Origin of the sequence: Halomonas sp. ATBC28 (assembly GCF_005937175.1) — a bacterium.
Classification (GTDB): Bacteria; Pseudomonadota; Gammaproteobacteria; order Pseudomonadales; family Halomonadaceae; genus Vreelandella; species Vreelandella titanicae.
On sequence record NZ_VCQL01000015.1, the window covers coordinates 47,272 to 62,242 of the forward strand.

A 14,971-nucleotide genomic window follows, 5' to 3' on the forward strand; every position below is an offset into this window, starting at 1 on the left:
CTCATGGCAGTTACAGCTTGGCGAATCACTCTCTACATGGCCATGGCCGCACTATGCTTACTGTTGCCCTCATTGGCAGCTGCCTCGGTGCTGACCGGTATTGAGGTTCAACCCGCTAAGAACGGTGGAACCCATCTTGACCTGCGTTTTACCGGTGATATGCCTGAACTACGCAGCTACCGCTTAGACTCTCCTCCCCGAGTGACGCTGGATTTGGCAGCAACCCAAAGTGGTCTCACTGATCGGCGCATCAACGTTAATCGTAACGGTATCGAACAGATTACCGCGCTGGAGGGCAATGGCCGCACGCGTTTGGTGGTCAATCTGAGCGAGTCGCAGGCGTTCACATCACGGGTAATGGATGATCGCCTACGCATTACCTTTGCTTCAGGTGCCAGCCGCTTGCCTAGCCCTTCGCCCAGCATCGCTTCAGCGGGGCTTGAAACCGATGAAGGGCCGCAGGTTGAGAATATTGACTTTCGTCGCGGCACCGATGGTGCCGGACGGCTGATAGTCACCTTTGATCGCGAAGGCGTCGAGGCGAACGTGCGGGAAGGCGGTCCTGATCAAGTGATGGTGGATCTGCGCGATGTGGCGATGCCAGACTCGCTTAACCAAATCTACGATGTCACCGATTTCGCCACTCCCATAACACGGATTACGCCCCGCACCAGCCAGGACGCCACCCAGTTAGCGATCGCCACGCAGGGCGCTTATGCGATGATCTCCACGCAAAATGGCCGCACGCTGACTGTGGAAGTCCAGCCGGCCAGTCAGAAGGCGCAACCCTCCCAGACGACAGGTGAACGCTTCACCGGCGAACGGTTGAGTCTTAATTTTCAGGATATAGAAGTACGCTCGGTGCTAGCGAAACTGGCCGAATTTACCGGGCTAAATTTAGTCGCCAGCGATAGCGTATCGGGGCGTGTAACGCTCAATTTAAATGATGTGCCCTGGGATCAGGCGCTCGAACTGATTCTGCAAAGTAAGAGGCTATCGAGCCGTGAGCAGGGCAATGTGATCGTGGTAGCGCCCGCTAGTGAATTGGCCGATTTGGAACGCCAGGAACTAGAGGCGCGCAATCAGCGCGAAACGCTCTCGCCGTTGGTCACCGAGTTTATCGAGATCAAGTATGCACGGGCCAAAGATTTAGCTCAGTTGCTACGCGGAGGTGGCGATGACGGCTTTGGTTTGCTTACCGAGCGGGGGCGCGTCAGCATTGATAACCGCACCAATACGCTGCTGGTGCAAGATACCGCTGATCAAGTGCGTGATATTGCCCGCACCATTGACCGCCTGGATGTGGCTGTTCGGCAGGTACAGATTGAGGCGCGCATTGTCATTGCAAGGGACACTGCTTCCCGTGAACTGGGAGTTAACTGGGGTATGTCGAGTACCCGCGGCTTTCAGGAGGCGGAAGATGGCACCTTCAGCCGACGGGATATCAACCCCGATGGCATCAACCGGTCACAGGGCGGCCTGGCTGTGGATTTAGGTGCTGCCACTGGGCCGGGCACCGGTTTTAGCTTTGGCTACTTATCTGGTGATATCCTGTTGGATTTGGAGCTGCGCGCACTGGAAAGCGAAGGGAAAAGCCAGACTATTTCTCAGCCCAGAATTATTACCGCCAATCAACGTACCGCCAAAATTAGCCAGGGTGAAGAGCGTGCCTTCCAGAGTGTGGATGGCAACGACAATCCGGATACCGAATTCAAAGAAGCCGAGCTTTCATTGGAAGTCACCCCGCAGATTACCCCGGATAACCGCATTATTATGGATCTGGTGATTAAAAATGACAGTTTTCGTGAATCGGAGTTTGGCGGTGAACCGCCGATTGATACCAACCAGATTGAGACCCAAGTGCTGGTAGATAACGGCCAAACGGTGGTGTTAGGCGGAATTTTGACCACCGAAGAGCTGCGCCAAATCGCCAAAACACCGCTTTTGGGTGATATTCCTTTGCTCGGTAGACTGTTTCGCTATACCGAAGAGAGCAATGAAAAGGTAGAGTTGTTAGTCTTTATTACTCCACGACTCCTAGACGATGGCTTAACGGTTCGCTGATGCAGGATTTACCCAATTTATTTCTCATAGGCCCCATGGGGGCTGGCAAAAGCACCATTGGTCGCCTATTGGCGGCCGAGCTTGCGCGCCCGTTTTACGACAGTGACCACGCCATCCAAGACCGCTGCGGGGCAGATATCCCGTGGATTTTTGATGTCGAGGGCGAGCAGGGCTTTCGCCTGCGGGAAATTCATATGATTGATGAGCTAACCCGGCTCTCTCCAGTCGTTGTCGCCACTGGCGGCGGTGCGGTGCTGCGCGAAGAGAATCGCCGCGCACTTCGCGAGCGTGGCACGGTGGTTTATCTGCTGACCACCGTCGACCAGCAGCTCAAACGGACAGCGAAAGATCGCAACCGGCCACTGCTGCAGTGCGCCAACCGCGAGCAGGTGCTCAACGATATGTTTGCCCAGCGCGACCCGCTCTATCGCGCCACCTCGGATATTGCCGTGCGCACCGACCGGCGCAGCCCGCGAGCGGTGGTCAATGAAATTCTGCGCCGGGTGCATCGGTTGGTAGATCCACTTGAGCCCTCATCATCGTCGGCTAAAACGCTTAACCATAAGGTATCACCATGAACTCGACAGCCAGCGCGCAACGCACCCTTCATGTTGCTTTAGACGAGCGCAGCTATCCGATTCATATTGGCACCGAGCTGATGGGGCGTGCCGATATGCTAACGCCTTATCTGGCCGGCCAGCAGGTGATGGTCGTCACTAACGAGACTATCGCGCCGCTCTACCTGGACAAGCTTTGCGCTAGCCTGCCGGATCATCTGGAAGTGCGCACGGTCATACTCCCCGATGGCGAGCAATACAAAACCATCGAACAGGTCAGCCGTATTTGGGACGCGCTGCTAGAGGCCGGTTTTAACCGCCGCTGCACGCTAATTGCTTTAGGCGGTGGAGTGATCGGCGATATGGTCGGCTACGCCGCCGCTTCCTATCAGCGAGGTGTAGCGTTTATCCAAGTGCCCACCACGCTGCTTTCCCAGGTGGATTCGTCGGTGGGGGGCAAGACCGGCGTTAACCATCCGCTGGGGAAAAACATGATTGGCGCCTTCTGGCAGCCCAAAGCGGTGCTGGTGGATATTGATACGCTCAAGAGTCTGCCCCGTCGCGAACTCTCCGCCGGGCTGGCCGAGGTTATCAAGTACGGCCTGATCCGCGACGAAGCGTTTTTAAGCTGGCTGGAAGCCAACATGCCCGCACTACTTGATGTGGAGCCTGAGGTCGTCGCAGACGCCATTGCACGAAGTTGCCAAATCAAAGCAGACATTGTTGCCGAAGATGAGACGGAACAGGGCGTCCGCGCGCTGCTCAACCTGGGCCACACCTTTGGTCATGCCATTGAGGCGCATCAGGGCTACGGCAACTGGCTACACGGCGAAGCCGTGGGCGCTGGCATGGCCATGGCGGCAACGCTTTCCCGACGCTTGGGCTGGCTCACCGATGCGGCGCTAGCACGCAGCCTGGCGGTGATCGAGAGCGCCGAGCTACCGTTAGCGGCACCGGCGAATATGACCAGCGATGACTTTTTAACCCGCATGCGGCTGGATAAGAAAAATATCGATACGCGGCTGCGATTGGTGCTGCTTAACGCCCTGGGCGATGCTTGTGTTAGCGATGCCACGCCCGTTGATGTCCTTCGCACGCTGCTCGATGATTACCCGCGCTGTCCAGTGGAAAAGTAATCCTTTCACCAGCTAGTCATTTCAAAACTTATTCATTCCAAAAACTGGTCATTTCAAAACCTGGTCAGCTATATCCTATCCGCCCAATGGATCGCTCCTTACGTAGAGTGGTTTTCATTGGGCGGTTTTTTATTCGCTCGGCTACATCGTGAGCCCATTTGTCGAACGCTGTTTTATATAATCCGTATGCCTTATGCGCTATCGGCATGGGTTTTTGGGCGCTGTTTAGACTAAAGTTTAATGGAAAATAAAAAGCGTTAAAATAGCGTTTTACCTTGTTACAAGTGGTTGAAGTATATGTATTTTTTCCTTGAATGAGGATGCAAATACAGGATTTGAAAAGAGTTTCTCTAACGATGTGGGCGCCAAGAGATTGCGCAAAGTGGCTAGCAATCGCTATGCTGACCGGCCATTTTGTTGCGGCAGCGAACTTGGGAAGTACCCCATTCTGGGCAGGTTATAAGCACTATAAAAAAAGCGAAACCGTCCTTTATACCATAAGCACGCTGCTAAAAAAATACGCTGACTAGTAGAGGCACGCCCATGAATAGAGGTCTTCACCAGCCTGGCGAGTTTCGCGATAACTGTGGTTTTGGCCTGATTGCCCATATGGAAGGCCAGGCTAGCCACGATTTGCTGAAAACTGCCATTGAATCCCTGACCTGCATGACCCACCGGGGTGGTATCGCTGCCGACGGCAAAACCGGCGATGGCTGTGGTTTGCTGTTGAAAATGCCCACCCCGTTTATGCAGGCGCTGGCCAAAGAGGCGTTTGATGCTGAGCTGGGCGAACGCTTTGCCGTGGGTGTGGTGTTTCTACCCAACGATGATGCCCGTGAAGCGCATGCCCGCGATACCCTGACTGGCGAGCTGGAAGCACGTGGGCTGAACGTGGTTGGCTGGCGCGATGTGCCCACCGATTCCAGCGTTTGCGGCCCCATGGCGCTGGACTGCCTGCCACGTATTCGTCAGCTGTTTGTGCAGCCAGGCCAGGGTGAACACTTCGATGTTGACCTGTTTATGGCCCGCCGCCGTGCCGAGCAGGCGTTACGCGGTGAAGAAGACTTCTACGTCGCCTCGCTCTCGTCAGAAGTGGTCTCCTATAAAGGCCTGGTGATGCCGGAAGACCTACCGGCGTTTTATCAGGACTTGAATGACCCGCGCCTGGAAACTGCCATTTGCGTTTTCCACCAGCGCTTCTCGACCAATACCGCGCCGCGCTGGCCGTTGGCACAGCCGTTCCGTCTATTGGCCCATAACGGCGAGATCAACACCATTGAGGCCAACCGCGGCTGGGCGAACTCGCGTAAAGCCAACTTCGTTAACGAGCGTCTGCCGGATATCACCGAGCTGGACGAGATCGTTAACACCACCGGCTCCGACTCCTCCAGTATGGACAACATGCTGGAAGTGTTGCTGACCGGCGGTATGGAGCTGCATCGCGCGGTACGCATGATGGTGCCGCCCGCCTGGCAGAACGTAGAGACCATGGACGCCGAGCTGCGCGCCTTCTACGAATACAACTCCATGCACATGGAGCCGTGGGACGGCCCGGCGGGCGTAGTGATGACCGACGGCCGCCAAGCGGTGTGTATGCTAGACCGTAACGGCCTGCGCCCGGCGCGCTGGGTAATGACCAAGAATGGCTACATTACCCTGGCCTCTGAAATCGGCACCTACGACTATAAGCCGGAAGACGTGGTCGCTAAGGGCCGCGTTGGCCCTGGTCAAATGCTCGCCGTGGATACCGAAACCGGCGAAGTGCTGCACACCACCGATATCGATGAGCGACTGAAATCCGCCTACCCCTATAAGCGTTGGCTTAAGCAGGAGGCGAACTATTTAGAGTCGGCACTGACCGAGCTTGCGCGTTTCCAAACCATGGATGCCGATTCGCTCAACGTTCAGCAGAAGTTGTTCCAGGTTAGCTTCGAAGAGCGTGACCAGGTGCTGCGCCCGCTGGCAGAGAGTGGCCAGGAAGCCGTTGGCTCCATGGGCGACGATACGCCCATGGCGGTGCTGTCGAGCCGCCCGCGCCTGCTGACTGACTTCTTCCGTCAGAAGTTTGCTCAGGTCACCAACCCGCCCATCGACCCGCTGCGTGAAGCGATCGTGATGTCGCTGGAAACCTGCTGTGGCGCTGAGCTTAACGTCTTTAAAGCGACGCCTGAGCACGCGCATCGCTTGATCTTGACCACACCGGTACTGTCCCCACGCAAGTTTACCGCCCTGGTTAGCCAGAACGATCCAGCGTTTGCCAGCTATACACTGTCGTTGGGTTACGACCCCGATCAGCAGAGCTTGCATCAAGCGCTTAAAGCTTTATGTGAGGAGGCAGAAGCTCAAGTCCGCGCCGGTAAAGTCATTCTGGTACTCACCGATGCGGAGCTGACGAAAGACCTGATTCCCATTCAGGCTGCCCTGGCCGTGGGTGCCGTGCACTCTCACTTAGGCCGGTTGGCGCTGCGCCCCAACGCCAACATCGTGGTAGAAACCGGCTACGCTCGCGACGCCCACCAAATGGCGGTGCTGTTTGGCGTGGGCGCTACGGCGGTTTATCCGTGGCTCGCTTATCAGGTCATGGCGGATATGCACCGCACGGGCGAGCTGACCGGCAACCCGGCTGACGGTCGTGAGAACTACCGTAAAGGGCTGCAGAAAGGCCTGTTCAAGATCCTGTCTAAAATGGGTATCTCGACGCTGGCTTCCTACCGCGGCTCGATGCTGTTTGAAGCCGTGGGCTTGGCAGATGAAGTAATGGATCTCTGCTTTGTCGGTATGGCCTCGCGCATTCAGGGCGCCGGTTTTGCCGAGCTGCAGATGCAGCAGGCGCTGCTGGCAAAAGACGCCTGGATTCCCCGTAAAGGCATCTCCCAAGGCGGCATGTTCAAGTATGTCCACGGCCACGAGTACCACGCCTACAACCCCGATGTGGTGATGTCACTACAGGCGGCGGTTCAGGAAGGCAGCTATACCAAGTGGAAAAAGTTTGCTCAATTGGTGAACGAGCGGCCTGTGGCCACTATTCGTGACTTGCTCAAGCTCAAGCCTGCGGAAACACCGATTGCGCTGGAAGACGTAGAGCCGGTTGAAGATTTACTGCCGCGCTTTGATAGCGCCGGTATGTCACTGGGGGCGCTATCGCCGGAAGCCCACGAAGCGCTGGCCCAGGCCATGAACGAAGCCGGCGGGCGTTCCAACTCCGGTGAGGGCGGTGAAGATCCAGCCCGCTACGGCACCATTCGCAGCTCCAAGATCAAGCAGATTGCCTCTGGCCGCTTTGGTGTAACCCCGGCGTATCTGGTCAATGCAGAAGTACTGCAGATCAAGGTCGCCCAAGGTGCCAAGCCAGGTGAGGGCGGTCAGCTACCCGGCGGCAAGGTAAACCAACTGATTGCTCGGCTGCGCTACGCAGTCCCCGGCGTCACGCTGATTTCACCGCCGCCGCACCACGATATTTACTCTATCGAGGATTTGGCCCAGCTGATTTTTGACCTTAAGCAGGTCAATCCGGATGCCCAGGTGTCGGTGAAACTGGTTTCCGAGCCGGGGATCGGCACGATCGCCACCGGTGTGGCCAAGGCCTACGCGGATTTGATTACCGTATCAGGCTACGACGGCGGTACAGCGGCAAGCCCGCTGACCTCGATCAAACACGCCGGTTCACCCTGGGAGCTGGGGCTGCCGGAAGTGCATCAGGCGCTGCGCATCAACGGGCTGCGCGACAAGATTCGCCTGCAGACCGATGGCGGCCTGAAAACCGGTCTGGATGTTGTCAAAGCGGCGATTCTTGGCGCCGAGAGCTTCGGTTTCGGCACCGCGCCCATGGTGGCGTTGGGCTGTAAATATCTGCGTATCTGTCACCTCAACAACTGTGCCACTGGGGTCGCAACTCAGGATGACTTCCTGCGCGGCGAGCACTTCCGCGGCACCGTGGATATGGTCAAGAACTACTTCCGCTTTATCGCCGAAGAAGTACGTGAGCTGATGGCTATGCTCGGTGTGTGTAAGCTCACTGATTTGATCGGGCGTACCGACCTTCTGGAAGTGCTTGAGGGTGATACGGCTTCCCAGCGTAAGCTCGATCTAACGCCGCTGCTGGCCAATGATTTTGTACCCAAAGATGCGCCGCAGTTCTGCAGGGTTAGCCGTAACGTGCCCCACGATCCGGGCGCTAAAAACCAGGAAGTGCTGGCGGCGCTGAAAGATGCTATCGAAAGCCAGTCGGGCGGTGAATTCCACTTCACCATCACCAACTGTGACCGCAGCGTGGGTGCACTCACCTCTGGTGCCATTGCCAAACGCTACGGTGAAGAGGGATTGGAAGCGGCGCCGGTCACGGCCAATTTCGTCGGCGTGGCGGGGCAGAGCTTCGGGGTATGGAATGCTCGGGGTCTGAATCTTTTCCTGGAAGGCGACGCCAACGACTACGTCGGCAAGGGCATGAATGGCGGCAGTATCGTGATTGTACCGCCCAAAGTCAGCCAGTTTGAGAGTCATAAAACGGCCATTATCGGCAACACCTGCCTGTATGGTGCCACTGGCGGGACACTATTCGCCGCCGGTACCGCGGGCGAGCGCTTTGCGGTGCGTAACTCTGGCGCTTCAGCGGTGATCGAGGGCGCAGGCGACCACTGTTGCGAATATATGACCGGCGGTTTGGTCTGCGTGCTCGGTGAGACCGGGGTCAACTTCGGTGCGGGCATGACCGGTGGGTTTGCCTATGTGTTGGATGAAGAGCGCACCTTCGTGGACAAGTACAACCACGAACTGGTCGAGATTCACCGCGTTAACACAGAGGCCATGGAGGCGTATCGTCGTCACCTGCGTGAAATGATCGAAGCCTATGTGGCCGCGACGGGTTCCGCGCGTGGGGCGGCTATTCTGGAAGACTTCAGCGACTATGCGCGCCACTTCTGGCTGGTTAAGCCAAAAGCAGCCAGCTTGGGTAGTTTGCTGGATCAGTCTCGGCGTCAGCCGCAATAACCCGCTTATGCCCCTCACGCTGACAGGAGAGAGATCATGGCTAACCGTTTAAATAACGATTTTCAGTTTGTTGATGTGGGTCGTCAGGATCCACAGAAAAAAGACGCCCGCGCCCGTGCCAAAGAGTTTGCGGAAATTTACGAACCGTACAAACCCACCGATGCGGCGAGCCAAGCGCATCGCTGCCTGCACTGCGGTAACCCGTACTGCGAGTGGAAGTGCCCGGTGCACAACTACATTCCCAACTGGCTACAGCTGGTGGTGGAAGGCAACATTATTGAAGCCGCTGAGCTGTCGCACAAAACCAACTCGCTGCCCGAAGTATGTGGTCGCGTGTGCCCCCAGGATCGTCTGTGCGAAGGCGACTGCACGCTAAATGACGGCTTTGGTGCCGTCACCATCGGCTCGGTGGAGAAGTACATTACCGATACGGCGTTCGCCATGGGCTGGCGTCCGGATATGTCCCACGTTACCTGGACGGATAAAAAAGTCGCCATCATTGGCGCAGGCCCTGCGGGCCTGGGCTGTGCGGATATTTTGGCCCGTAACGGCGTTAAGCCGGTGGTGTTCGACAAGTATCCAGAAATCGGTGGCCTGCTGACCTTTGGTATTCCCGAGTTCAAGCTGGAAAAGAGCGTGATGGAGCGCCGTCGGGCAGTCTTTGAAGAGATGGGCGTCGAGTTCCGCCTGAATACCGAGATTGGCACCGATATTGAGTTTGAGACCTTGATGCAGGAGTACGACGCGGTTTTCCTGGGTATGGGGACTTATAAATACATGGAAGGCGGCTTCCCTGGCGAAGATCTGCCGGGCGTGTACAAGGCCCTCGATTTCCTGATTGCCAACGTTAACCGCTGCCTGGGCTTTGAAAAAGATCCCAACGACTATATCTCTATGGAAGGCAAGCGTGTGGTCGTGCTGGGCGGCGGCGATACGGCGATGGACTGTAACCGTACCTCGATTCGTCAAAACGCCACCAGCGTGACCTGCGCGTACCGTCGTGACGAAGGCAACATGCCGGGGTCGCGCCGTGAAGTCTCCAATGCTCGTGAAGAGGGCGTGGAATTTCTGTTCAACCGTCAGCCGGTGGCGGTCGTCGGTGAAGAGAAGGTCGAAGGCGTGAAGGTTGTGCGCACCCGCTTGGGTGAGCCTGATGAAAACGGCCGTCAGCGTCCTGAAGTAGTGCCCGGTTCTGAAGAGATCATTGCGGCGGATGCCGTGGTTATCGCCTTCGGCTTCCAGGCAAGCCCTGCGCCGTGGTTCGATAGCTCTAATATCCAAGTGGACGAGCGCGACCGCGTCACCGCGCCAGAGCACGGCCAGTACGCCTTCCAAACCAGCAACGAAAAAATCTTTGCCGGTGGCGATATGGTGCGCGGCTCTGACTTGGTGGTCACGGCGATTTACGAAGGTCGCCAGGCTGCAGAAGGTATTCTGGATTACCTGGGCGTGTGAAAGAAGTGCCTTTATAGGCTTAATGTCATCGCGAGCGAAGCGTGGCGATCTGGGTTAGATTGCCGCGTCACTACGCTCCTCGCAATGACAGGGCGCGATGCTTTAGCTAAATGTCATCGCGAGCGAAGCGTGGCGATCTGGGTTAGATTGCCGCGTCGCTGCGCTCCTCGCAATGACAGGGCGCGATGCTTCACAATTACAGCGCATATTTAGCTTCATGTCATCGCGAGCGAAGCGTGGCGATCTGGGTTAGATTGCCGCGTCGCTGCGCTCCTCGCAATGACAGGGCGCGATGCTTCACAATTTACAGCGCGTATTTAGCTTCATGTCATCGCGAGCGAAGCGTGGCGATCTGGGTTAGATTGCCGCGTCGCTGCGCTCCTCGCAATGACAAGATGCGATGCTTCAGAATGACAGCGCGTACTTTAAGCAGTGCAGTTCAAATTGAGCCTTAAGCCGTAATCTGCTAGTCTGTCGACCCATCCTGGCGTGGCTTTCTGCCGTGCCTTCTGATCACGTTTCGACAGGTTATCCATGACACGATATATCTTCGTGACCGGCGGCGTTGTGTCCTCTCTTGGCAAGGGCATCGCCTCCGCCTCGCTTGCGGCGATTTTAGAGGCCCGCGGCCTTAAGGTCACCATGCTCAAGCTCGACCCGTACATCAACGTGGATCCGGGCACCATGAGCCCCTTCCAGCACGGTGAGGTGTTCGTCACAGAAGATGGCGCCGAAACCGATCTTGATCTCGGGCATTACGAGCGCTTTATTCGCACCAAAATGACCCAGCGCAACAACTTTACGACCGGCCGTGTTTACGAGCACGTACTGCGTAAAGAGCGTCGGGGCGACTATCTCGGTGGCACTGTTCAGGTCATTCCACATATCACCGACGAGATTAAAGAGCGCGTTTACGCGGGCGGTGAAGGGTTTGATGTGGCGCTGGTAGAGATCGGCGGCACGGTCGGTGATATCGAATCGCTGCCTTTCCTGGAGTCGATCCGCCAAATTCGTAGTGAGCAGGGCGCCAACCGTGCGCTGTTTATGCACCTGACCCTGGTGCCCTACATCAAAACGGCGGGTGAGACCAAAACCAAACCGACCCAGCACAGCGTTAAAGAGCTGCGTTCCATCGGTATCCAGCCGGATATTCTGATTTGCCGCAGCGAAGTTGAACTGGAAGAGAGCGAGCGCCGCAAAATCGCCCTGTTCACCAACGTCGAAGAGCGTGCCGTGGTACCGCTGCAGGATGCCGATACGATCTATCGTATCCCGCTGATGCTCCATGAACACGGTCTGGACGAGATCGTTTGCGATAAGCTGCGCCTGGAAGCCCCGGAAGCAGATTTATCCGAGTGGGTGAAGGTGCTGGATGCCAAGCTCAATCCGCTCAAATCCGTCAGTATTGCCATGGTCGGTAAGTACATGGAACTGCTGGATGCCTACAAGTCGCTCAACGAAGCGCTGATTCACGCCGGTATCCAGGGTCGCATTAAGGTCAACGTCGACTATATTGACTCCGAAGACATCGAGCGTCACGGCACCGAGCGCTTGGCGGGTAAAGACGCCATTCTGGTGCCCGGCGGCTTCGGCGAGCGCGGCGTAGAAGGCAAGATTATGACCGCTCAATTCGCCCGCGAAAACAACGTGCCGTATCTGGGTATTTGCCTGGGTATGCAGGTGGCGGTGATTGAGTTTGCCCGTAATGTGGCAGGCTGGAACGACGCCAACTCTACCGAGTTCACCCACGACACCCAGCACCCGGTAGTAGGTTTGATCACCGAATGGCTAAGCCCAGAAGGCAAAGTCGAGCTGCGTGATGCAGCGTCTGATTTAGGTGGCACCATGCGCTTAGGTGGCCAGGTATGCCGTTTGGCATCGGGAACCAAAGCACGCGAAGCCTACGGCTCGGATGAGATTGTCGAGCGCCACCGTCACCGCTTCGAGGTCAATAACCAGTTTATCGATGAGCTTGAAAAGGCGGGCTTGGTTATCTCAGGCAAGAGCGTCGACCAATCGCTGGTTGAAGTCATCGAGCTGGCTGACCACCCTTGGTACGTAGCCTGCCAGTTCCACCCGGAGTTCACTTCTACTCCCCGTGATGGTCACCCGCTGTTCTCTGGCTTTGTGAACGCCGCCTTGGATTACAAAACAGCGCGCAGTCGCGCCCACGCGAACTCGCAGGAATAAGAGGGCAGAAGCATGGCTTCTCAAGACCGATCTCAAGAGCGTCATATTAACGTTGCCGGCTTAACCGCCGGTAACTCCTTGCCGTTTATGCTGCTGGGTGGCATGAACGTACTGGAGTCGGCCGATCTTGCCGACGAAGTCGCTCAAGCCTACGTCACGGTGACCCAGAAGCTGGGTATGCCCTACGTTTTTAAGGCCAGCTTTGACAAAGCCAATCGCAGTTCGATTCACTCCTACCGCGGCCCAGGTATCGAGAAAGGGCTGCAGATACTGGCCGATATCAAAGCTCGCCACAACGTGCCGATCATCACTGACGTTCACGAGCCTTGGCAGGCGCAAGCAGCCGCTGAAGTCGCTGACATTATCCAACTGCCGGCCTTTTTGGCTCGCCAAACTGATTTGGTGGTCGCCATGGCCAAAACCGGCGCGGTCATCAATATCAAAAAGCCGCAGTTTTTGGCGCCCCATGAAATGCGTCATATCCTCAGCAAGTTCCAGGAAGCGGGTAACGACCAGTTGATGCTCTGCGAGCGCGGCTCAAGCTTTGGTTACAACAATCTGATTGTTGATATGCTGGGCTTTGGTGATATGAAGCAAACCGGCTACCCGGTATTTTTCGATGTGACCCACGCGCTGCAGCGCCCCGGTGGGCGTGCCGATAGTGCTGATGGGCGCCGTGCCCAGGTGGCTGAGTTAGCGCGTGCAGGCGTGGCTGTCGGCCTTGCCGGGCTGTTTTTGGAAGCCCACCCTGACCCAGACAACGCCAAATGCGATGGTCCCTGTGCATTGCCGCTGGATCAATTAGAGCCGTTCTTGACTCAGCTTGCCCAGTTGGATGCGCTGGTTAAAGGTTTTGAGCCGCTAACGATTCGCTAAGCTGTATTTAGCTAATCAGGTCGTTATATTAATAATTTTATCTGACTAACAGGAAAGGATACTGCCATGACCAAAATTGTTGCTATCAGTGCGTTGGAAGTGCTGGATTCTCGTGGTAACCCGACCGTGCAGGCGCATGTACGCCTTGCCAGTGGTGCTGTCGGTGAAGCCTGTGCCCCCAGTGGTGCTTCAACCGGCTCCCGGGAAGCGTTAGAGCTGCGCGACGGCGATAAGTCGCGCTACCTGGGCAAAGGCGTGCTGAAAGCAGTCGATGCGGTCAATGGCAAAATTCGTGATGCGCTGATGGGCATGGATGCGCGCGATCAGCGCGGCTTGGACGATGCCATGTTGGCGCTGGACGGCACTGAAAACAAAGCGAATCTGGGGGCGAATGCCATCCTAGCCGTTTCGCTGGCGGCGGCTAAAGCAGCTGCTAACGCCAAAGGCGTACCGCTCTACGCCCACATTGCCGAGCTCTACGGTCAACCTGGCCAGTACAGCATGCCGGTGCCGATGATGAACATCATCAACGGCGGCGAGCACGCGGATAACAACGTCGATATCCAGGAATTTATGGTGCAGCCAGTGGGCGCGCCTAACTTCCGCGAAGGGCTGCGCATGGGCGCGGAAATTTTCCACGCGCTGAAGAAAGTGCTCTCCGCGAAGGGGCTCTCTACATCCGTCGGTGACGAGGGCGGCTTTGCGCCTAACCTGGCGTCTAACGCTGATGCGCTAGCGGTGATTAAACAAGCCGTTGCCGATGCTGGCTATGAGCTGGGTAAAGACGTCACGCTGGCGCTGGATTGTGCTTCGTCTGAGTTTTACAAAGACGGTCAGTACAACCTTTCCGGTGAAGGCAAAAGCTACGACGCCCAAGGCTTTACCGATTACCTGGCAGGCCTGTGTGCCGACTACCCAATTGTGTCTATCGAAGACGGCATGGATGAATCAGATTGGGCGGGTTGGAAAGCGCTGACCGACAAGCTGGGCGATAAAGTGCAGCTGGTGGGCGATGATCTATTCGTGACCAATACCAAGATTCTCAAGCGCGGTATCGATGAGCAGATCGGTAACTCTATCCTGATCAAGTTCAACCAGATCGGTTCGCTCTCTGAGACGCTGGACGCGATTAAGATGGCGCAGGATGCTGGCTTTACGGCGGTTATTTCTCACCGCTCCGGTGAAACCGAAGATACCACCATTGCCGATTTGGCGGTGGGTACCTGTGCCGGTCAGATTAAAACGGGCTCACTTTGCCGCTCTGATCGGGTTGCCAAGTACAACCGTTTGCTGGTGATTGAAGCAGAGCTGGGTGATGTGACCTACCCAGGTTTGAAAGCCATTAAAGGGCAGTAAAATGCCAATATCGAGCGAATTTTTAGAGGTGCTTGTAAGAGATGTCTCAAAATTTTGTAAGAGATATCTTACAAATACCGACGAGAATCGCTCAGTTTAGGGTAAGAAATAGCTTACTTTGCCACTAATTAAAATTTAAGTAATTGTTTAATAAGTGGTTTTTTAAAAAGGGCGAGTCGCAGCGGCTCGCCCTTTTGTATTTTGGCTTTGTTGAGAAGCGGCCATGATCTGACACAATATACACAGGACAAGGGGAGGCAAGGACGCTTCAGTCAGGATGCAGCGGGATGTAGGTCAGATGCGCCGGGTGATACAGTGAGGTGAGCCCTGGCAAGGACGTCATCTGAGGAG

General features: G+C 56.3%; 8 protein-coding genes. All 8 read left to right on the forward strand.

The window, feature by feature from the left end; translation table 11 throughout:
• Positions 1-3 precede the first annotated feature (3 nt).
• The 8 genes from pilQ (at position 4) to eno (ending at position 14,620) form a co-directional block, all read left to right on the forward strand.
• The gene (gene pilQ / locus E0L35_RS17125; protein WP_138800943.1) at positions 4-2,064 is read left to right on the forward strand and encodes a type IV pilus secretin PilQ; all 2,061 of its coding nucleotides are present in this window, start codon (positions 4-6) and stop codon (positions 2,062-2,064) included.
• Positions 2,064-2,642: a shikimate kinase AroK gene (gene aroK, locus E0L35_RS17130; protein WP_009286772.1), complete on the forward strand. Its 579-nt coding sequence runs from the start codon at positions 2,064-2,066 to the stop codon at positions 2,640-2,642. The genes pilQ and aroK overlap by 1 nt, the downstream gene beginning before the upstream one ends.
• Entirely contained in the window at positions 2,639-3,757 is a 1,119-nt protein-coding gene (gene aroB / locus E0L35_RS17135; RefSeq protein WP_022520003.1) for a 3-dehydroquinate synthase, read from the forward strand. The genes aroK and aroB overlap by 4 nt, the downstream gene beginning before the upstream one ends.
• Before the next feature lie 543 nt (positions 3,758-4,300).
• Entirely contained in the window at positions 4,301-8,743 is a 4,443-nt protein-coding gene (gltB, locus tag E0L35_RS17140; protein ID WP_138800944.1) for a glutamate synthase large subunit, read from the forward strand.
• Positions 8,744-8,779: 36 nt separating this feature from the next.
• Positions 8,780-10,198, forward strand: a complete 1,419-nt coding sequence (locus E0L35_RS17145; RefSeq protein ID WP_138800945.1) for an FAD-dependent oxidoreductase — start codon at positions 8,780-8,782, stop codon at positions 10,196-10,198.
• A 534-nt stretch (positions 10,199-10,732) separates the two neighbouring features.
• Positions 10,733-12,388 carry a CTP synthase gene (locus tag E0L35_RS17150; protein ID WP_009286776.1) on the forward strand — a complete coding sequence of 552 codons (1,656 nt, stop codon included), beginning with the start codon at positions 10,733-10,735 and terminating at the stop codon, positions 12,386-12,388.
• A 12-nt stretch (positions 12,389-12,400) separates the two neighbouring features.
• Positions 12,401-13,264: a 3-deoxy-8-phosphooctulonate synthase gene (gene kdsA / locus E0L35_RS17155; protein ID WP_009286777.1), complete on the forward strand. Its 864-nt coding sequence runs from the start codon at positions 12,401-12,403 to the stop codon at positions 13,262-13,264.
• A 66-nt stretch (positions 13,265-13,330) separates the two neighbouring features.
• Positions 13,331-14,620, forward strand: coding sequence for a phosphopyruvate hydratase (eno, locus tag E0L35_RS17160; RefSeq protein WP_009286778.1), 1,290 nt, complete (start codon positions 13,331-13,333; stop codon positions 14,618-14,620).
• The last annotated feature ends 351 nt before the right edge of the window (positions 14,621-14,971 follow it).